At 58.2% G+C, this 17,119-nt stretch carries 24 protein-coding genes; 3 read left to right on the top strand and 21 right to left on the bottom strand.

All coding sequences use genetic code 11. The annotated features are described in order from the left end of the window. Positions 1-2: 2 nt before the first annotated feature. Genes I6L49_RS07630 through I6L49_RS07620 form a run of 3 tightly spaced genes read right to left on the bottom strand, consistent with a single transcriptional unit; the run spans position 3 to position 1,788 of the window. Positions 3-884, bottom strand: a complete 882-nt coding sequence (locus I6L49_RS07630) for a baseplate J/gp47 family protein (protein WP_216951095.1) — start codon at positions 882-884, stop codon at positions 3-5. After that, positions 881-1,240 carry a GPW/gp25 family protein gene (locus I6L49_RS07625; protein WP_216951094.1) on the bottom strand — a complete coding sequence of 120 codons (360 nt, stop codon included), beginning with the start codon at positions 1,238-1,240 and terminating at the stop codon, positions 881-883. The genes I6L49_RS07630 and I6L49_RS07625 overlap by 4 nt, the downstream gene beginning before the upstream one ends. Then, entirely contained in the window at positions 1,237-1,788 is a 552-nt protein-coding gene (locus I6L49_RS07620) for a phage baseplate assembly protein V (RefSeq protein WP_216951091.1), read from the bottom strand. Before I6L49_RS07620 ends, I6L49_RS07625 begins: the two co-directional genes overlap by 4 nt. A 427-nt stretch (positions 1,789-2,215) precedes the next feature. On the opposite strand from I6L49_RS07620, the gene I6L49_RS07615 reads away from it, so the two are divergent. Further along, on the top strand, positions 2,216-2,632 hold the full coding sequence (locus tag I6L49_RS07615) for a DUF4145 domain-containing protein (protein WP_216951089.1): 417 nt from the start codon (positions 2,216-2,218) through the stop codon (positions 2,630-2,632). A gap of 23 nt (positions 2,633-2,655) precedes the next feature. On the opposite strand, the gene I6L49_RS07610 is transcribed toward I6L49_RS07615, so the two are convergent. From I6L49_RS07610 to I6L49_RS07535, 17 genes are all read right to left on the bottom strand, one after another. Continuing rightward, complete coding sequence (locus tag I6L49_RS07610) at positions 2,656-3,291, bottom strand: Rha family transcriptional regulator (protein WP_254127558.1); 636 nt, start codon at positions 3,289-3,291, stop codon at positions 2,656-2,658. 402 nt (positions 3,292-3,693) lie between these two features. Continuing rightward, positions 3,694-4,125 carry a type II toxin-antitoxin system YafO family toxin gene (locus I6L49_RS07605; RefSeq protein ID WP_216951087.1) on the bottom strand — a complete coding sequence of 144 codons (432 nt, stop codon included), beginning with the start codon at positions 4,123-4,125 and terminating at the stop codon, positions 3,694-3,696. 14 nt (positions 4,126-4,139) lie between these two features. Beyond that, on the bottom strand, positions 4,140-4,352 hold the full coding sequence (locus I6L49_RS07600) for a hypothetical protein (RefSeq protein ID WP_216951085.1): 213 nt from the start codon (positions 4,350-4,352) through the stop codon (positions 4,140-4,142). A 152-nt stretch (positions 4,353-4,504) separates the two neighbouring features. Beyond that, positions 4,505-4,843, bottom strand: a complete 339-nt coding sequence (locus tag I6L49_RS07595; RefSeq protein ID WP_216951083.1) for a hypothetical protein — start codon at positions 4,841-4,843, stop codon at positions 4,505-4,507. 67 nt (positions 4,844-4,910) lie between these two features. After that, positions 4,911-5,363 (bottom strand): phage virion morphogenesis protein, encoded by a 453-nt coding sequence (locus I6L49_RS07590; RefSeq protein WP_216951081.1) that lies wholly within the window; start codon positions 5,361-5,363, stop codon positions 4,911-4,913. Then, a complete protein-coding gene (locus I6L49_RS07585) occupies positions 5,345-5,815 on the bottom strand; it encodes a phage tail protein (RefSeq protein WP_216951079.1) in 471 nt (156 codons plus the stop codon). The genes I6L49_RS07590 and I6L49_RS07585 overlap by 19 nt, the downstream gene beginning before the upstream one ends. Beyond that, complete coding sequence (lysC, locus tag I6L49_RS07580) at positions 5,790-6,032, bottom strand: Rz1-like lysis system protein LysC (RefSeq protein ID WP_254127601.1); 243 nt, start codon at positions 6,030-6,032, stop codon at positions 5,790-5,792. Before lysC ends, I6L49_RS07585 begins: the two co-directional genes overlap by 26 nt. Then, on the bottom strand, positions 5,923-6,396 hold the full coding sequence (lysB, locus tag I6L49_RS21045; RefSeq protein WP_254127556.1) for an Rz-like lysis system protein LysB: 474 nt from the start codon (positions 6,394-6,396) through the stop codon (positions 5,923-5,925). Before lysB ends, lysC begins: the two co-directional genes overlap by 110 nt. Next, positions 6,386-7,207: an N-acetylmuramidase family protein gene (locus I6L49_RS07575; protein ID WP_216951075.1), complete on the bottom strand. Its 822-nt coding sequence runs from the start codon at positions 7,205-7,207 to the stop codon at positions 6,386-6,388. Before I6L49_RS07575 ends, lysB begins: the two co-directional genes overlap by 11 nt. Next, positions 7,204-7,545 (bottom strand): phage holin family protein, encoded by a 342-nt coding sequence (locus I6L49_RS07570; protein WP_216951073.1) that lies wholly within the window; start codon positions 7,543-7,545, stop codon positions 7,204-7,206. The genes I6L49_RS07575 and I6L49_RS07570 overlap by 4 nt, the downstream gene beginning before the upstream one ends. Beyond that, positions 7,542-7,913 (bottom strand): putative holin, encoded by a 372-nt coding sequence (locus I6L49_RS07565; RefSeq protein ID WP_129503787.1) that lies wholly within the window; start codon positions 7,911-7,913, stop codon positions 7,542-7,544. The genes I6L49_RS07570 and I6L49_RS07565 overlap by 4 nt, the downstream gene beginning before the upstream one ends. A 9-nt stretch (positions 7,914-7,922) precedes the next feature. Continuing rightward, positions 7,923-8,153: a TraR/DksA C4-type zinc finger protein gene (locus I6L49_RS07560; protein ID WP_019445413.1), complete on the bottom strand. Its 231-nt coding sequence runs from the start codon at positions 8,151-8,153 to the stop codon at positions 7,923-7,925. A gap of 28 nt (positions 8,154-8,181) precedes the next feature. Continuing rightward, positions 8,182-8,385, bottom strand: coding sequence for a tail protein X (locus tag I6L49_RS07555; protein ID WP_216951072.1), 204 nt, complete (start codon positions 8,383-8,385; stop codon positions 8,182-8,184). Continuing rightward, the gene (locus I6L49_RS07550; protein WP_216951070.1) at positions 8,385-8,861 is read right to left on the bottom strand and encodes a head completion/stabilization protein; all 477 of its coding nucleotides are present in this window, start codon (positions 8,859-8,861) and stop codon (positions 8,385-8,387) included. Before I6L49_RS07550 ends, I6L49_RS07555 begins: the two co-directional genes overlap by 1 nt. A gap of 108 nt (positions 8,862-8,969) precedes the next feature. Next, positions 8,970-9,731 (bottom strand): phage terminase small subunit, encoded by a 762-nt coding sequence (gene gpM / locus I6L49_RS07545; RefSeq protein ID WP_216951068.1) that lies wholly within the window; start codon positions 9,729-9,731, stop codon positions 8,970-8,972. A 9-nt stretch (positions 9,732-9,740) separates the two neighbouring features. Beyond that, positions 9,741-10,799, bottom strand: a complete 1,059-nt coding sequence (locus I6L49_RS07540; RefSeq protein ID WP_216951066.1) for a phage major capsid protein, P2 family — start codon at positions 10,797-10,799, stop codon at positions 9,741-9,743. A 12-nt stretch (positions 10,800-10,811) separates the two neighbouring features. After that, entirely contained in the window at positions 10,812-11,615 is an 804-nt protein-coding gene (locus I6L49_RS07535) for a GPO family capsid scaffolding protein (RefSeq protein WP_216951064.1), read from the bottom strand. 149 nt (positions 11,616-11,764) lie between these two features. Here I6L49_RS07535 and I6L49_RS07530 point away from each other — a divergent pair, with 149 nt between their 5' ends. Further along, positions 11,765-13,531, top strand: a complete 1,767-nt coding sequence (locus I6L49_RS07530; protein WP_216951062.1) for a terminase ATPase subunit family protein — start codon at positions 11,765-11,767, stop codon at positions 13,529-13,531. Further along, positions 13,531-14,535 (top strand): phage portal protein, encoded by a 1,005-nt coding sequence (locus I6L49_RS07525; RefSeq protein ID WP_216951060.1) that lies wholly within the window; start codon positions 13,531-13,533, stop codon positions 14,533-14,535. The genes I6L49_RS07530 and I6L49_RS07525 overlap by 1 nt, the downstream gene beginning before the upstream one ends. Positions 14,536-14,961: 426 nt before the next feature. Here the strand turns inward: I6L49_RS07525 and I6L49_RS07520 are convergent, their stop codons facing one another. After that, complete coding sequence (locus tag I6L49_RS07520; RefSeq protein ID WP_216951059.1) at positions 14,962-16,542, bottom strand: DUF2971 domain-containing protein; 1,581 nt, start codon at positions 16,540-16,542, stop codon at positions 14,962-14,964. Between the last annotated feature and the right edge of the window lie 577 nt (positions 16,543-17,119).

Here is a 17,119-nt window from a genome sequence, read left to right as displayed (position 1 = left end):
CCTTAGTCGAGGGTGATGGAGGTGAGTTTGGCGGCCTGCTGTGCGCTGCAGGTGACGTCGGTCAGCGGCGCGCGCAGGGTGACGCTGTCGATCCCCGGCTGGTGCAGGGCGGCATAGATGGCGGAAAGCGGGACGGTGGTCCCGACCCGGTAGTAAGCGGCGGCCGTTTTGGCCATGGCATCTTTTGCAGCGGCAATGGCCTGCTCTTTACCCAGGCCGATGGCGTTGAGGGTGGCATCAACGGCGTAGGGTTTGAGCTGGGCCGGTTCGATTGCCACCAGATCGCAGAGCGGGCGAACGTCTTCGGCAGAGAGCGCCTGCTCGACCAGATTGATGGTGTCAGCGCTTGGCTGGCCTGCCGGTGAGAGGATGGTCACTCTGACAGTGCCCGGGGTGGGACTGTCGACGGCGACATCCGCCACCTCGGCACTGGCCGAGAGGGCGTGAAACTTGTAGGCATTGATCGGGCCCGCCGTGGCCATGCCCTCATAAGCCATTTGGCAGCGCATGCGCAGGCGGTCATCAGATTCATACACCGGCTCGATGGGTGGGGTTGCTGATGGATCGCCAGGGGTGACCAGCAGGCGTTCGAGTTCGTACTCACCGGCCACATGGTCAAGGGTGGTGCCACTGGCAAAGGCGAGTAGGGTTTGCTTGGCTGCATCGTTAATGCGGGCCCGCAGGATCAATTCGTTGTAGGCGTTCTCCTGCAGCAGCTTGTTGAGCGGCTCTGATTCGAGTTCCAGCGTGGCAGCGATGGCCGCCTGCTGGTCTGCCGGGTAGTAGCTGATCAGGATGGCTTTGCGCTTGGCCAGGATGGCCTCAAAGTCGAGGGTTTCCTCGACTTCCGGTGGTGGGAGCTGGGTCAGGTCTACATTGCTCACTGGGCGGCTCCTGTCGGAATGGGGATGGTTGCAGACTCCAGCACGCCTCCATCTTTGCGCTGCCAGGTGAGCTCGATGGTGAGGGTGCCATCCATGCCGCCGCCCAGTACATCGACGTGGGTGACGGTGATGCGCGGCTCCCAGTTGATAAGGGCCTGCACCGTGGCGGCCATCAGGCGCAGGCGGGTGGCCTGATGCTGTGGCATGTCGATGAGGTAGAAGAGCTCGCTACCGTAGTCGCGGCGCATCACCCGGGAACCCACCGGGGTGATAAGGATGTCACGCACCGACTGGATGATGTGGTTGGTGGCACTGATGGCGCGGCCATGGGCGGCATTCATGCCGAGCCAGTTCATACCGGGCCCCCTGATTTGCCGTCACCCGGCTGCACTTTTTCATGGCCGTGTTCTGTCACTTCGATGTCGCCCACCTTGGCGGTGTCGCAGATGAGGCGCTTGGCCTGCAGCAGGTTGGTGCAGATGGTCTTGGGGGTATCGAGAGTGACGCTGACACTGGCGGTGATATTGGCCAGCTTGATGCCGGTGGCGTTGAGCGCCCCGGTTGCCGGGTTGTATTCGATGACGGCGCCGTCGCTGTATTCAGTGCGGTCGAGATCCGGGTTGTCATCTTCGGCCAATGGCTCGGGGAAGTTGTCAGCATTGAGGCGGCCGACGATATAGGCATTGCGCAGATCGCCGCTGACGGAGAGCAGGATCACCTGCTCGCCCAAGCTCAGTCGGTGGCGGGTACGGTTAGCCCCGGCCCGTTCTGTGGTGTAGGGCCGCCAGTTGGTGATGAGGTCGCCGGTTTTAACGCGACACTCCCCTGAGCGCACTGCGGTGACGGTGCCAATGCGGATCAGGTTGTCGATCAGGCGTTTGAGTTCGGTCGGGGTTGGTTGCATGGGGCCATTGTTTTGGGCAATGGCGGAGAAGGCTAGGGGAGGCCAGTGTGCGTGAGGTTGGCACATTATCTATGTGCAAGGGCTCTTTGGCCATAGATTTGAGAAGACATTCATAGTTTCACTCAAATAAATAGCGTAACATCTTATTTCCTAAATAAATGTCAGAGGGTTATCAATGGCTGAATTTGTATGGAATTGTCCAAGGTGTTATGTGAAGCACACTACATTCTCTATTTTGAGTATTAGTAAGAATTACGACAGTCTTAACTCCTCGTTTTTTTGCGTCTGTAGGAATTGCAATAAAACTGTTATTTTTGATGCTTACCTGGAGCAGTTTTGGATTAATCACGTTCAACAAGGGAGTAGCGTTAACGTTACGGAAGAATTGTCAGAAATATCAGTGGTCTGTATTAGGCCTGGAGAAGTGATGTTACCACCTGAATTTCTGCCAGATGAAATAAGAACTAATTTTGATGAAGGTGCGCAATGTTATTCTATCGGTTGTTTTAACGCAGCGGCAACCATGTTTAGGCTGTGCCTAGATAAAGCGACAAAATCATTTCTTCCAGCAGATCCAACAACGCCGCCAGCAAAAACAAGGCGAAGCCTTGGGTTAAGAATGAATTGGTTATTTGAAAATGGTCACTTACCTGTTGCCTTGAAAGAACTGGCCGAGTGTATTAAAGATGACGGTAATGATGGCGCTCACGATGGAATACTTTCAAAGGCGGATGTTGATGATTTAATTGACTTCACAATAGCGCTATTGGAGAGGCTTTATACCGAGCCCAAAAAGCTTGAGTTAGCAAAACAAAGACGAATTGAAAGAAGACAACAACAGTAAGGCCCTTTCGGGCCTTACTTATTTTACCAGCCTATAGTCCTTGGTTCGCGGCGCAGGTGTGGGATCAGCTTAGGCCAGTCGGTGTCACCGTGGGTGTTGGGTTGGATATGGCGGGTGCGGGCGGCCAGGATCTTGCGGGCCTGGTTCAGGGTGTAGGGGTATTCGTGGATGATGGAGTAGTAGCGGCCGGCATCGCGGTGTTCGGCGACCTCGAGCAGGGGATAGATGCTGCGGGCGGCCTCCATCATCCGGTCGGCGGCGCGCCAGCACCAGGTCAGGGTACAGAGTTCGTCATCGGTCAGGCTGATGGCCGGTTGCGGGCGCTGGGCGGCGAGCTGCTCGGCCATCCAGTTGAAGGCGCTGATATAGGCCTCTTTGGTCGCCGCGGCCTTGGTGCCGGTAAAGCCCATTACCACAAAGATAAAGCCATCTTTGGTCATCTCATACGCTGGTCGCGCTTCTCCCTTCCCGTCCTGATAGGTAACGAGCGCAAAATTGCGCTCGTTGAAATTTTTGGAACAGTCGAGGGTGGCGATCTTGCGCAACACGTCTTTGTGCTGCTTGCCAAACACTTCGGCGACTTTCAGGGAGGTGGTGACAGGTTGGCCTTGTTGCAGGCTGATAATCTCGGTAGGGGTAAGGCTGGTGATGTTGCCCATGGTGTGATTCTCCGGTTCGGTTAATCGCCACCATCGACGCCAATCTCTGGTGACGAACTGGACAAGGTTGGCGTACCGGCGAACCAAAGGAAACCGGCGCCCCGAAGGGCCCCTGCCCAGCCCGCCATAACTGAGATTGCGGGTACTACTGGGCCGCACAAAAAAACACGCAGACGCGTGTTGTGCGCTTTAGTTCAAGTCGGGACGCCAATCCCGGCAACGGATTTTGCCGCTGCCCGCGCAGTATCGCGCAACCAACCGCAACCAATCAACCACCAATCGACACAAACCCGCCCGACCGCACACAACACCAGCAGCAGGGTAGCGATTTCCGTCAGGGCAGGGGATGTCTGTTTAGGCTGGGGGCAAACACAGAGTGGTGATTTACAGTTGATTAGCTAATTAGCGGTTGAAGAACTGTTCGGCAATCTCGGCAAGTCGGCTTAGAAAGAGAGCGTTCCGTGCCATAGCATGCCCAGGTTTCAGTAAGGCAATGACACAAGCATGGCCTTTTAGCTCATCGATACAGTACACCAGATGCACATCAGAGGTTTGACGGTACTTGAAGCCTCTGTAGCGCACGGATAGCGTACTTAGTGGCAGTATATGAACATGGCGTAACTTGGCTGCTTTGACACTGGAGGGGGTGTCCAAGTGGTCATAGAGTTCATCTCTGCCAAAGAGCCCAGTTGGCTTGGTGTAGAGATGCTGCCCACGTTGCAAGTAGGCTTTGAAGTCTTTGAGTAGTTGTGTCTTGCTCGCCTCTAACTCTGGATCATCTGTCAAGTCGGCCCTGAACATCGCGTCATAGCTGACGACTTTTGTGATCTTCATGAGGGCCGACGGGGTCAGATTTCAGAGAACGTGGCGTTTTTGGGGTCACTTGTCAGGATGGACGCCATAGATAACATGGCGAGGCGATCGAGCTGCTCGGCCGTTACGGCAGTCTTCATGGTCTCATGGTGGTGGTCATGAGGACGCTTTAAGGCCACAGCAACCCCTTCATGCACCATATCTTGGCGCACTTTGGTGTGGGGTTTGAATTTGTTTGCTGTGTGCATGATGACTCTCTGTCTGAGGTTGGTTAAGGCAGTACGCCTCGCTCTTAGCGTAGTCCCGATTCGGGATTTCAGGCGCATTATTACGCAATACTGCGCAACGGACAACCGCCAAAAGCGACTAAGAGCCACCATTAACCACAAATCAGGGCCAATTAGTGAGCATGATCAATCTGCTTGCCAACATAGACGAGCATCAGGCCAAAAGTGAAAAGTGCAGCGTAGAGAGAGAAGGCGCCAGCTGTCTCGGGAATGAGAGCATTAATCAACGGCCATTGTGCAAAAGGGCTTATTGGCTGGGGTAAGACGACTTGACCGTTAGTGATGGCTTCTATTCTGTTGTTAACTCGGTCGACGCGGTGATGGAATCTAGAGAGCAAGAATCCAGCAGAAATAGCTACAGAAGCGATAGAGATACAGCATTTCCCAACACCCTTCAAAAATCCAGGCTCGAGTATCAGGCTCATCAGAAAATCTTGTATGCGTTCCTTCATGTACACAATCCATTTAGGCCTCAATCGATGCAGCTTATCCCGAGCTGCAGGTAAGCACCAGATGGAGTTATGAGGTCAACCGTGCCAGCAACAAGTCTTCCAGCAGCTCCACCTCCTCAGAGGTTATCCCCAACAGCTCCCTCGCCGGATAGCGGATCTCGCGGCCCTTGATGCGGTCTTTGAGGCCGTATTGGTGAATGGTGGCGAGGCGATTGGCCGAGCCGACAAACTCGACCACGGCCTGATGTTCTGTGCTGGTTGCCTTGAGCCAGCGGGGGCTGATCAGATGCTGAAACATCTTGCGGCGAGTGGCACCGCGTTTTTTCGCCAGCGTCTTGAGCGGCTTGCGCGGGGTCATGGCGCTGCCATCGGGCTGGATGTTGGCCCTGATCCTTTTGCTCTGACTGGCGCGCAGGTTTCGGGCCATTTCCCCCATCAGTTGCCGGCGGGCGGCCTGTGTCATGCCGGCCAGCAGAGCATCGGCCCAGTTTACCAGCCGGTTCAGGTCGTCGGTGGCCATGGCTGCGGTTCCCCGTTGATAAAGAGCTCCCAGGTGATGCCGTCATAAGGGTCTTCCGGCGGTTCTGGCAGATGCTCCCAGCCTATCCCCTGTTCGTTCTGCCATACCTTGACCCGTTCGGTCAGTTTGACGGTGATGATGAGATCCATCAGGTCGTTGGCGAGGTATTCGGCCTCGAAGGTGATGCCATCCTTGCGCAACTCGTCGTTGGTCATCAGCTCGGACTGGTGTTGGCGCAGCCAGGCCAGCAGCGGCACCATGATCTGATCCGGGTGGCCGGCAAAGTCTTCAATGCCGATGGTGAGGGGGTATTGCCACTCGAACGAGAGGGAACGGGCGCCGGTGCTTTCGACGTTACCCGGGGCGATAAAGATGTGCAGCTTGTCCGGGTTGGCCTTGAGGTGCGGCACGCAGCGGGTCAGTACCTCACGGATCTGTTTTGGCTTTTCCATCTTCACTCCGTTGTTGTCGTGTCTGGCAGGTGATGAGGCTATCGACCTTGGCGGCGCAACTGGCCCAGGCGGCCTCGGTCTGGCTCAGTTGGTCGAGCAAGTCGCCGTTATTGCGTGGCGCCGCCGGCGGCAGCTGGCAGGGGCTCGGGGCCGGACAGGTGAGCCTGATAATCTGCGGCGCCGGTGAGGGCGGGGCGCTGGAGCAGCCTGATAACAGGGTCAGGCAGAGGGCGATCAGCCCAAGCGCTGAGTTCGGCATTTTCACGTTTGAGCCTCTTGATGGTGTCGGCGCGGGTGGCGGCGGCCTGCGCCAGCTGGTCGAGCTGTCCCTGCAGCTGCTGCGCCGCTTGTGCCTGGGTGGTCAGTTCCCGGGTGAGGGTAGCGATGGCGGTCTCTTTAAGCTGCTCGCGTCGCTCGGCCTCTCTGGTTTTCTCTTCGGCTGCCTTGAGACTGGTTTGCAGGGTGGTGACGTCCCCTTTGGCCTTGGCAGCCGAGCGGGCTGACCAGCCCCAGCCACCAAGGGCGACAGCCAACGCCAGCAGCAACCAGCTGAGGGGCGAGCCCAGCAGCTCACGCCACATTAGCCACCTCCTGCCCCTGATAAACCTTGGTGAAGTGCGCAAACCACTTGGCCAGCTTGGTGTCGTAGTCGTTCTCCTTAAACGCCGGGCCGTTATAGCGGCGGGCGAAATCCGCCCATTTTCGCCCCTGCAGCGCTTTGTGCATGGCGGGGTCTTGCTGGATAAAGCGGCACAGGGCGGTGAGGTGTTCGACCTCGCTGCGCTGCATGGCCGCCTGCCAGTCGCTGGCAGAGGCAAAGCCCAGCGGCTGCCAGTGGTAGCCCATGATCTGGAACATGCCCCAGCTGGCCGACTCGATGGCCGCATCCCGATGCAGGCTGATGGCCAGTTGCAGCCGCTCCCACTCGGCTGCGCCGCCTGCATAGCCGCCGCGTTTGGGGTTGACCAAGTTGGGGTAATGGGCGGCCAGCTGGTCGGCAGCCGCCTTGCCCAGATGTTTGGTGAGCTGCTTGTAGAACACATGCCGCTCGAACAGCACCACCGGGCGCATGGCTTGGGTGAAGCCTTCACCGATGCTCTCGACCTGGGCAACGGTGGCCATGGTGGCCAGCGGTACCGCCAGCAGATCGGCGCCGGCCTGCATGTGGTTGATGGTCAGCTGGTTGCCGCGCTCACTGCCGAGCAGTGCGGCCAGGGTACGCGGGCCCGCCTGACCGATGGCGGCGATCATGTAATCCCGCTGGAAGGCTACCAGTGCATTTTCGGTTGCCTCACCAAACCAGCCATCGACTGCCAGCGGATAACCGGCGGCGGTGAGGCGGCGTTGCAGGTCGGCCACGGCGGTGCCGGTATCCCCTTTTTTCAGGCTCATGGCTGGTACCTCCGGTAAATATCCCGGGCATGGTCGGTGCTGGACGGTTTGCTCCGGGGCAGCAGGTGGTGCACCGAGCCGCGAGTGTTGAGCACGGCGCACAGCAGGAAGAGGGCGAGCCCGAAGGCGGCCGGATCTGGCACCGGAATGCCACCGAACAGAAAGCGCAGCGGAATGGAGCCTGACAGCACGCAGAGCAGCCACGCCATCCAGGCGGGCAGGGCGCGATACTCACCACCTTTGCGGTCAAACAGCATGACCCGCAGGAAGATGGCGGCGCAGATCAGGGCGTAAAGGGCGGTGTAGATAAACACACCGGTCGGAGTAGTCGGGATCATGGTTGCCCCCTTTTGTTAAACAAGGCTTCAAGTAGCCGATCCTGATTGCGCATGATGAGCTGCAGCAGGCGCACCATCATGGCGGAGGCGATCAGCGAGCCGATCGCATTGCTGACCTGGACGCTGGCGGGCAGCAGTACCTCCAGCAGTTGGCAGGTAAAGCCGGCCAGCAGCAGGCCGCTGATAAATGAGGCGATAAACAGGGCAATCCGGCGCAGGCGCCCCTGCTCTTCGGCGGCCGAGATAAACAGCACCGCGCCGGTGAGCGCGCCGAGCACGACGGAGGGATCCACCCCAGGCAGGGTGAACAGCAAGGCCAGACCGGTGAGGGTGCTGGTTGCGGCGCTGGAGGAAATCGGTTCTGGCATCGTGCTCTCCTATCGTTTGCTGCCGCAGTGGCGGGCGAGTTGGAATTCGTGGATGGTCTGGCAGTCGGCGCAGCGCTCGCAGCCCCGGATCGCCTCGCGGCGCTCTTGCGGGATCGGGTCGTCGCAGTCGATGCAGTAGTGGGGGCCAGTGCCCGCAATGCGGGCGGCATGGATGCGGGCAGCCAGTTGCTGCTCGCTGATGTTGGCCAGTCGTTCGAGTTCGTCGTCGAGGCGGCTCATGTCGGTGTTCTCTTTTTTCGCATGACAGTCAGTCCCATAGCTGGAGCAGCGGCTGTTCGGCCTGCGTGGGGGCCGCTGGCATGTTGATGAGGGTGCCGGTCGGCAGGATGGGGCCGAGCGCTGCCAGACCGGGGTTGAGGTTGAGCACCTGCTCGGTGATGCCTGCGGTGTAGCCGTAGTGACGAAACAGGATGAGATCGAGGGTGTCGCCCTGCAGGCTGCGCAGTTGCATCAGATGAGCTCCACCGTGGTGTGGGTGGTGCCGATGATGTCGCGGATGGCAAAGCGGGCATCGCGGTAGAGGTCATCCGAGCTGACGATCTTGGCATCTGCCGCTTTGACGCCGTCACCGGTGGCGCTGTAGTCGGTGTAGCGCTCCAGCAGGTTGGCGCGGGTCATGGCGTAGACGGCGCGCCGGTAGCTGTGCAGGTATATCGATTCGCCGTTGATGGGCTCGGCGGGCACGGCTGCCAGGGTGGCGTGACCTTCACTTTCTCTGGCGCTGCGCCACTGGGCCAGATCCCGGTTGACGCTGGTGATGGCGTCGATCACCGCATGGGTGAGGCGGGCGGTGGTGACGGTGCCATCGAGCCGGACGGTGTCGCGCAGCGCGCAGAGCGAGATCGCCGGCCAGAAGGGGGCGCTGGTGATGTCGCCCTCTTCTGTGGCGGCCGGGGTCGGGTTGGTGGCTAAAAATCCGGTGCTCATGGTGCTCCTGATGTGAGGTGGCGCCGCATGTTGGGCGGTGGTCGGGCCGTCTGGTATGCCGCTGGCATTCATCAGGCCCGAGCCGCCCAGGGTGCGGGGTTCGCTCGGTTAGCTGGCCTCGCCGGGGGCGGAGTCAGGCTGTTCGGGGGGCTGTGATTCGGATTGGGGCTCAGCGTCTGGCTGCGGTGCCGGTTCGTTGGCCGGCTGGCCGGCGGCGGCTTTCTCCTTTTTGATCTCGCGCACCAGATCTTCCAGCTCTCGCTTGATGCCCACCTTGTCGTGCAGTTCGATGGCGCGGCGGTAGTAGTCGGCCGCTTGCTCTTTGAGCCCTTCGGCATAACAGGCGCGGCCCACCGCCTTGTGCAACTTGGCGCGCACCTGGTCGAAGATGTCGCAGTCAGCCAGCATGCTCATGTAGCTGCTGAGCAATGGCAGGGACGGACCATTGCCCGCCTCTTGCAGCTTGATGGCTGTGTCGGCCACCTCTTCGGCGATAAGGGTGGGGGCGGTGCGTTCGTACTGGTCAGGGGTATTGAGGCCGTGGCGGATCACGTAATCAGCCATCGGCAGGGCACCTGCCAGATCGCCGGTGTCGAGGTGCCACAGCATCACGGTCACCATGACGTCATCCTGACCACCGCGATCGGCGGCCAGCAGGCCATCAATCCACGGTGTGTAGGTGGCCAGCATGGTGCGTTTGGCGTCAATCTTGCGCTCGAGGCTCTGGATACCCTTGAGGGTGCGACGGTGCTCGGCCAACTGCATCAGCTGGAGTTCGTACTGGTTGGCGGCGGCGCGATCCTGCTCGGGGTTGGCCGCCCCTTGCAGGGCGGCCATGATGCGGGCGGTGTGTCGTTGTGCAGGTGTCATCGTGGCTCCTTAACCGCCTGCAGGCGCAGGTTTGGCGCCCAGCGTGATGTTTTCTGCGACGGCGATGCAGTCGTAATCCTCGACCACGTAGGCATCGTTGGAGGATTCCCAGTTGACGATGCGGTCGAGGCTCGGCTGCTCTTCCAGGTGGCGACGGCGGCCGCCGATCTGCCAGTAGATGGAGAGGTTGTCGAGGCGGGTGACGATCAGAGTGTCTTCCGGGACGAAGGGGACGCGGATCGCCAGCAGGCCGCCAATCTGTTTCTGGCTCACCAGCACCTGACCGGCCAGCTTGTTCTGGTTGTCCCGGGTCTCGTTAAGGATGGGGAAGTATTTGTCGGCCAGCAGTTTGCGACCGCAGATCACCACCAGATCGGTGTCGTCCTGGTACCAGGGTTTGATCTTGCTGTTGACCAGATCGAACACCAGGGCGTCGAGGTTGCCGTAATCACCCTCTTTGGTGTCGGCTTCACTGTTGGGCTGGTAGATGTAGATATGGCCGGTGCCCGCATCCCCTTCGCTCATCACCTGGGCGGGAGCATCATTGCGGGTGTGCTCAATCCAGCCGATGTTGACGTCCTGCAGCATGGGGAACTGGACGCGATCGGTGTCTTTTGCGGCGAGTTTGCCGTTCCAGCCGATCATAATGCGATCCAGGCCCTGGCGCTTGACGATGGCATCGCGAATGCGGATCTGGAAGTCTTTGAACTTGGCCCAGGCATCAAGCTTGGCGTAACCGATGCTGGTGTCGTAGTTGGTCTTTTCGCACTCGTATTTGGTGTTTTGCAGTCCGGTCGGGTCGAACGGGACGCGGGCCTTGCCGCCACTGGTATCGGTGCGAGAGGCGATGGTGCCATTGATGCCGATGCCGACCTTTTCCCCTTTGAGTTCGTCCACCGGCACGATGTTGATCATGCTGAGGAAGTCGACGGACTCCTGCATTTTGGTTTCCAGCTTTTGCTGGATGCTGGGCTCGACACTGAATTGCACCATGGCCGAGCTGACGGCATTCAGGCTCGCCAGTTGGCTGGTGTACTGCTCGAATTGCTGACGGGTATCGTTGCGCATTATCGGGGTCCCTTAAAAATCGGTGGAGGTCGGCTTGGTGCCATCGTCACCGGTGGCAGGCTGGCGCTTGTGGCTGAAATCTTCCTGGCGCTCGAGCTGGGTGGTCAGGTCGGCCAGGGCGTTGGCGGTCGCCGTTTGCCGGGCAGTCAGTTCGTTGAACCTGGTTTGCAGGTCGGTATCGAGGCTGGTCACCTCTTTGGCGACGGCTTCGACGGCCTGATGCACCTCGCTGAAATCGGCGGTCGATTGCTGCTTGTGACTGGTGAAAATGGCGCTGATCCGTTCCAGCAGGCCCGGGCCTTTCTCCTGCTCATCTTCAAACTCGATGACGGTTTCGAGGGCTTCGGTAAACAGGCATTCCGGATGGTATTTGCGGTCGGCCAGCGGGTTGACCGCGGCCTTGCTGCAGAACTGCAGCATTTCAGTGCCAAGGCTTGCCGGGCTGTCTGTCACGGCCAGCCCCATCATGTAGGCCCCTTTTTCGTTCAGGTTGGGGTGGATCTCGATGGAGGTGTAGACCTTCTGGCGCTTCTTGTTGAGCGCGATCAGCTCCGGCGTCGGGTCAATCTGGACGAACAGGGCCAGCCGCTGTTCCCCTTCGATGGTGACCTCTTCGGTCTTGGCGGCGGTGATGTCGCCGTACATCTTGAACAAGCCGTTGGGGTCGAGGCCCCGGATATGCTCCATATTGACCCGTGCGCCATAGGTGGCCTGGTTGTAGCGCTGGGCCATCTGCTCAATCCATTCGCGGGTGATGGCGCGACCATCGGTGGTGCCCCCCTCAACCGCAACACGGAAGAATTTGGACTTAGGCATGTGCTGGGATCCCTTTGGTAATTGGGTAGTGATGTCGCGGTTATGGTCTGGGTGAGCGGCGGGATCGTGCAATCCGGGGCCAGTGTGGGATGGCGCTACACACTGGCAGTGGGGCGTTTGGGGTGGTAGCGGCTGGGTAGACTGGCGCCATGACAACAGCACCCATCATCTTTCCCCATCTCGACCCCAGACGGCAGGCCATGTACCTGTTCTTTCAGGGGTACCCGTTGCGCGCCATTGCCGAGTTGCTGCAAACGCCGGAGGGTACCGTCTCGACCTGGAAGAAACGCGACGGCTGGGAGGACATCAAACCGATAGACCGGGTGGATAGCGCCATCGAGGCGCGCATGATCCAGCTGGTGATGAAGGAGACCAAGAGCGGCGGCGACTTCAAGGAGATTGACCTGCTGGGCCGTCAGCTCGAGCGTATCGCCCGGGTCAACAAGTACAGCAACGGCGGCAACGAGGCCGACCTCAACCCCAAGGTCGCCAACCGCAACAAAGGGCCGAAGAAGGCCCCCGAGCGCAACGTGGTGGAGCCCGAGCAGCAAGAGCGTCTCATCGAGCGGTTTGAGTCGACCATGTTCGATTACCAGCGGGTCTGGTATCAGGCCGGGCAGGAGTACCGGATCCGCGACCTGCTCAAGTCGCGCCAGATCGGGGCGACCTACTTCTTTGCCTTCGAGGCCTTCATTGATGCCCTGGTGACCGGGCGCAACCAGATTTTCCTGTCAGCCAGCAAGGCGCAGGCCCACATGTTCAAGCAGTACATCATCCAGTTCGCCAAGGAGGAGGGGGTTGAACTGAAAGGTGACCCCATGGTGCTGCCAAACGGGGCGCACCTTTACTTCCTCGGTACCAATGCCCGCACCGCCCAGAGCTACCATGGCAACATCTACATGGACGAGTATTTCTGGATCCACGGCTTTCTGGAGTTTCGCAAGGTGGCGTCCGGCATGGCGATGCACAAGAAGTGGCGCCAGACCTACATCTCCACCCCTTCCAGCCTTTCCCATCCTGCTTATGGATTCTGGTCTGGCGCTAACTTTAACCGCGGCAAGGCCAAGGCCGACCGGGTCGAGATTGACCTGAGCCACGCCAACCTGTCTGCCGGAAAACTGTGCGCCGATGGTCAGTGGCGGCAGATCGTCACGGTGGAAGATGCGGTGCGCGGCGGTTGCAATCTGTTCGACCTGGTTCAGCTGCGCAGTGAGTATTCCGAGGATGAGTACCGCAACCTGCTGATGTGCGAATTCATGGATGACACCGAGAGCCTGTTTTCGCTGGCGACGCTGCAGCGCTGCATGGTCGACAGCTGGCTGGTGTGGGAGGACTACAAGCCTCACACCTTGCGGCCGCTGGCCAACCGGGCTGTGTGGATAGGCTATGACCCAGCCAAAGGTGGCAAAGGTGACAGCGCCGGCTGCGCTGTGTTGGCCCCGCCACTGGTGCCCGGCGGCAAGTTTCGGGTGTTGGAGCGCCACCGCTGGCAGGGGATGGACTTTGACGCCCAAGCCAAATCCATTCGCGCCATCTGCGATCGCTACAACGTCGCCTATATCGGCATCGATACCACCGGGATCGGGGAGGGGGTCTATCAGCTGGTGAAGCAGTTTTACCCGGCAGTGACCGCCATTCAGTACAACCCCAACGTGAAGATGCGGATGGTGATGAAGGCACAGGATGTGATGAACAAGGGGCGGCTGGAGTTTGACAGCGGCTGGACCGACTTGGCCCAGGCGTTTATGAGCATCCGCCGCGCCGTGACCCAAAGCGGCAAGCTGCCCACCTTCGAGGCCAGCCGCTCCGATGAGACCAGCCACGCCGATATTGCCTGGGCAACCATGCAAGCCCTATTACACGAGCCCCTTGAGGGGCAGACCGGCACCAATTCCGGCTTTATGGAGATTTACTGATGAGTGAGCAGATCAACTCGCCTGCCGGTGTGCAGGCGTTTACGTTTGGGGAGGCTATCCCGGTGTTGTCCCAGCGGGAGGTGTTCGATTACCTGGAGTCGATGCATAACGGCCGCTGGTATGAGCATCCCCTGAGCCTGCACGGGCTGGCGCGGGTCTATCGGGCGGCAGTACATCACGCTTCGGCCATCCAGGTGAAGCGCAATATCTTGCGCGGCTGTTTCATCCCTCATCCGAAACTGAGCCTGGCCGCCTTCACCGGGCTGGTGATGGATTACGAGATCTTCGGCAACGCTCACCTGCAGCGGGTACGCAACCGGCTGGGTGGCACGCTGCGCTATGACCAGATGCCAGCCAAGTACACTCGCCGATCCCTCGAGCTGGATCGCTACTGGTGGGTGCCAAGGCCAGGGGATGAAGTGGAGTTGCCCGCCGGTGATGTGGGGCATGTGATGGAGGCGGACGTTAACCAGGAGATTTATGGCATCCCTGACTATGTGGCCAGCCTGAACTCGGCGCTGCTCAACGAGTCGGCCACGCTGTTTCGCCGCCGCTACTACGAGAACGGCAGCCATGCGGGGTTTATTCTGCACATCAGCGATGCCCTGCAGAACGAGGGCGATATCACCGCGCTCAAGACGGCGCTACAAAACAGCAAGGGGCCGGGCAACTTCCGCAACCTGCTGCTCTACACCCCGGGTGGCAAGGCGGATTCGGTGAAGCTGATCCCGGTGGCTGAGATTGCGGCCAAGGATGATTTTCTATCCATCAAGGGGGTGAGCCGGGATGACCAGCTGGCGGCCCATCGGGTACCGCCGCAACTGATGGGGGTGGTACCGAACAACACGGGCGGGTTTGGGGATGTGACCAAGGCGGCCCAGGTGTTTGACGTCAACGAGATCGACAGCATGAAGGCGAACTTTGCGCAGTTCAACGAGTGGGCAGGGGAGGAGATAATCCGATTCACTTCTTATCGACTGTCAGATCTGACAGTGCAAAGCTGAAAACCTTGGCTATCTTCAAATTGGAATTCCTCCAAATTCCTCCATGATTTAATTCAAAGCCCCCTACCCAGGGGGCTTTGTTTTGGCTGAGCACCCATCCTGCCAGAGCCCACCAGTCGCGTTACAGGCCATCGCCGGCTATCCCTTCGCAACCACACTCCCGAGATCCTTCACGCGCACCTGCGAGCATGAGCGAAGCCTCGAAAGGCCCCTCAACACCCAGCGCGCGCAATCGGGACCCCGCCTCGCCTGCGCGCTTCCTGTGTCGATTTTCATGCGGGTGAAAGACTGCTGGCGGCCGGCTGCTCCCCGTGCCAGCACTGGCCGCGCGGGGGATTCCAGATCCTTTTTGCGATCCTTCACTTTCTGTCAGATCCTTTCACCTTCTGTGCGGGAGCTGGCACGGCACCACCTTGTCCTTTCCACTCACTGATAAGCGCACCTGGAAGCTTTGATATAAAAATCCGGCTTGGCTTTGAGCTGATCAGCAAACTTGCTGGCAAGCTGATGATGCCAGTAGGGAGCCATCATCTCTTGATCGGGAGACTTGGGGCCCAGGGTGACATGTTTGATCGGGGCAAGGTGATTGGTTCGGTGCATCTCCAGATAGAGTCGGGGAGGAATGCCTTTTATCAAATCAGGTTTTTGCACTTTAATTTCTTTGGCACCGTATTCCAGATGGGTGACGATAATGCGGTGTTCTTTCTCTGCTTCATAGTCCGCATCTTTGAGCAGATAGGGTAATGGCCCCAACAACAGCGACAGCTGCTGAAACCTTTCCGTATCTGGTTTAGAGCCTAGGAATTTTTTCACCGCGTTTTTTAATTCCTTGAACGTCTTCAAGAGAGTGTTTTCTTTGTCATCGCCATGAATCTGCATATCCCCTTTGATATAGACGACGCGATAAAAGGCTGCGCTCTCTTGAGGTGACTTTCCTGAATTGGGAAAAGACAAGTTTTTTACATCTTTCTGTGTATCACTTGGTTTTTTTTTCAACAGGTCGAATTTGAAAAAACCGTCGGTATTAAAGGTAATGGCACAGCCGCAGGCATCATCGTTTTGATGATTTTTGCTGTAAAACCGCCACATATTCAGGCTGTCCTCCTCTGGCAGGAAGCACCCTACAAAGGCAGGCTTATTCTCCACCGGGGAATGGCCAAGATAGCGCCAAAGCAGCTTCCCTTCATTGGGGTCATTGAGCGCATTGATATGCCCCAGCCGCAAAGGGCTCTGCTCTAGTAACAAGGCATTGCCTACCTGCAGCGAGGTGTAATGGGTCATGGTGACGCTTTCTTTGACTTTCAGAAGATCCAGAATGCGTTCCCGAATTTTGGTTATCTGAGGTGATAGTGCATAGCGCTTTGCTTGGTCTTGAAATTCAATGGCTTTAAAACGCAGCTGGGGCTGTGCAAGTCGGGCAGCTCTGCGAAAAAGGGCTTGTGCCCTTGCATAGCTTCGTTTACCACCTATTTCGCTCATATACGTCAAACCAAAATTGAAACAGGCCTGAGCATTTCCTTTTTTGCTCGCCTTGCGAAATAACTCGACAGCTATGCGATCGTTCTTCTCTACTCCTTGGCCCGTAACGTACTTGACTCCCAGATTGCACTGGGCATCAGCATCCCCTTTTTCAGCAGCTTTGCTGTACCACTCGACCGCCGTGATATGGTTTTGAGTTACTCCTTGACCTCTTTCGTACATACCTCCCAAATTGAACTGGGCAGAAGTTTCCCCTTGTTCGGCGGCTTTGCGGTACCACTCGACAGCTGCGCTATCGTTTTGAGTTACACCTCGGCCCTGCTCGTACATCCATGCAAGAGAGAACTGAGCTGCTGCATACTCTTGTTCGGCGGCTTTGCGGTACCACTCGACAGCCTTGGTGTCGCTCTGTTCGATACCTCGCCCTCTCTGGTATCTTTTACCGAGTAGATACTGTGCGGCTACATCCCCACTCTCTGCTGCCTCTATCAGTGCGTTTAGTTCTTCTGATTGTTCTGACTTATCCATATCTGATTACCCATGCATTTGTTGTTATACCAACCCACACCGATCTTCATATGTTGTTTTTATCCGCAACCTATTGAAAATGATGCACTTATTTTAAGTGCGGATATCTTGCCCTAAGCCCTAAATATTGTCGATTGAAGGGGGCCTGGGCCCCCGAGGATTTAACTGATCGAGTTCACATTACCAACTTTTTGTTGCTGGCAGATGGTTCTGGTGTGGGGGCAACCCGTTCCTGTTGTGACTACTGTGGGTAGAGCTCTGAAAATGGTGGGTTTTGTCTGCTAGGAGATGTTTGGTGGCGGTCAGTGTTAGCCATGGTAGGGGATAGCGGTGAACTGGATGTCATGGAAGCGGGGGTTGTTCATGGCTTGGATTCCTTTGCTCTGAAGGTAATCGCCACCATCGATACCAATCCCGGCAACGGATTTTGCCGTTGTCCGCGCAGTATCGCGCAACGCAGCACGACCAGCAACACCCAATCAGCCCCAATAAAGCGGGATAAGCCCCAATAGCCCCACCCAGCAACACAACACCGCCGGCAGGGTACCGGTTCTACACAGGGAAGGGGACGTTAGTT

The sequence above is a fragment of the Aeromonas sp. FDAARGOS 1419 genome (genome assembly GCF_019047045.1).
Taxonomy (GTDB): Bacteria; Pseudomonadota; Gammaproteobacteria; order Enterobacterales; family Aeromonadaceae; genus Aeromonas; species Aeromonas veronii.
Note: the sequence above shows the minus strand (reverse complement) of the source record. Positions and strands in the feature narration are given on the sequence as shown.

Excerpts from the sequence above, each read along its gene's own strand:
- I6L49_RS07625 (WP_216951094.1), bottom strand. The coding sequence starts at position 1,240 with ATGAACTGGCTCGGCATGAATGCCGCCCATGGCCGCGCCATCAGTGCC.
- I6L49_RS07620 (WP_216951091.1), bottom strand. The coding sequence starts at position 1,788 with ATGCAACCAACCCCGACCGAACTCAAACGCCTGATCGACAACCTGATC.
- I6L49_RS07615 (WP_216951089.1), top strand. The coding sequence starts at position 2,216 with ATGTTACCACCTGAATTTCTGCCAGATGAAATAAGAACTAATTTTGAT.
- I6L49_RS07610 (WP_254127558.1), bottom strand. The coding sequence starts at position 3,291 with ATGGGCAACATCACCAGCCTTACCCCTACCGAGATTATCAGCCTGCAA.
- I6L49_RS07605 (WP_216951087.1), bottom strand. The coding sequence starts at position 4,125 with ATGAAGATCACAAAAGTCGTCAGCTATGACGCGATGTTCAGGGCCGAC.
- I6L49_RS07600 (WP_216951085.1), bottom strand. The coding sequence starts at position 4,352 with ATGCACACAGCAAACAAATTCAAACCCCACACCAAAGTGCGCCAAGAT.
- I6L49_RS07595 (WP_216951083.1), bottom strand. The coding sequence starts at position 4,843 with ATGAAGGAACGCATACAAGATTTTCTGATGAGCCTGATACTCGAGCCT.
- I6L49_RS07590 (WP_216951081.1), bottom strand. The coding sequence starts at position 5,363 with ATGGCCACCGACGACCTGAACCGGCTGGTAAACTGGGCCGATGCTCTG.
- I6L49_RS07585 (WP_216951079.1), bottom strand. The coding sequence starts at position 5,815 with ATGGAAAAGCCAAAACAGATCCGTGAGGTACTGACCCGCTGCGTGCCG.
- lysB (WP_254127556.1), bottom strand. The coding sequence starts at position 6,396 with ATGTGGCGTGAGCTGCTGGGCTCGCCCCTCAGCTGGTTGCTGCTGGCG.
- I6L49_RS07575 (WP_216951075.1), bottom strand. The coding sequence starts at position 7,207 with ATGAGCCTGAAAAAAGGGGATACCGGCACCGCCGTGGCCGACCTGCAA.
- I6L49_RS07570 (WP_216951073.1), bottom strand. The coding sequence starts at position 7,545 with ATGATCCCGACTACTCCGACCGGTGTGTTTATCTACACCGCCCTTTAC.
- I6L49_RS07565 (WP_129503787.1), bottom strand. The coding sequence starts at position 7,913 with ATGCCAGAACCGATTTCCTCCAGCGCCGCAACCAGCACCCTCACCGGT.
- I6L49_RS07560 (WP_019445413.1), bottom strand. The coding sequence starts at position 8,153 with ATGAGCCGCCTCGACGACGAACTCGAACGACTGGCCAACATCAGCGAG.
- I6L49_RS07555 (WP_216951072.1), bottom strand. The coding sequence starts at position 8,385 with ATGCAACTGCGCAGCCTGCAGGGCGACACCCTCGATCTCATCCTGTTT.
- I6L49_RS07550 (WP_216951070.1), bottom strand. The coding sequence starts at position 8,861 with ATGAGCACCGGATTTTTAGCCACCAACCCGACCCCGGCCGCCACAGAA.
- gpM (WP_216951068.1), bottom strand. The coding sequence starts at position 9,731 with ATGACACCTGCACAACGACACACCGCCCGCATCATGGCCGCCCTGCAA.
- I6L49_RS07540 (WP_216951066.1), bottom strand. The coding sequence starts at position 10,799 with ATGCGCAACGATACCCGTCAGCAATTCGAGCAGTACACCAGCCAACTG.
- I6L49_RS07535 (WP_216951064.1), bottom strand. The coding sequence starts at position 11,615 with ATGCCTAAGTCCAAATTCTTCCGTGTTGCGGTTGAGGGGGGCACCACC.
- I6L49_RS07530 (WP_216951062.1), top strand. The coding sequence starts at position 11,765 with ATGACAACAGCACCCATCATCTTTCCCCATCTCGACCCCAGACGGCAG.
- I6L49_RS07525 (WP_216951060.1), top strand. The coding sequence starts at position 13,531 with ATGAGTGAGCAGATCAACTCGCCTGCCGGTGTGCAGGCGTTTACGTTT.
- I6L49_RS07520 (WP_216951059.1), bottom strand. The coding sequence starts at position 16,542 with ATGGATAAGTCAGAACAATCAGAAGAACTAAACGCACTGATAGAGGCA.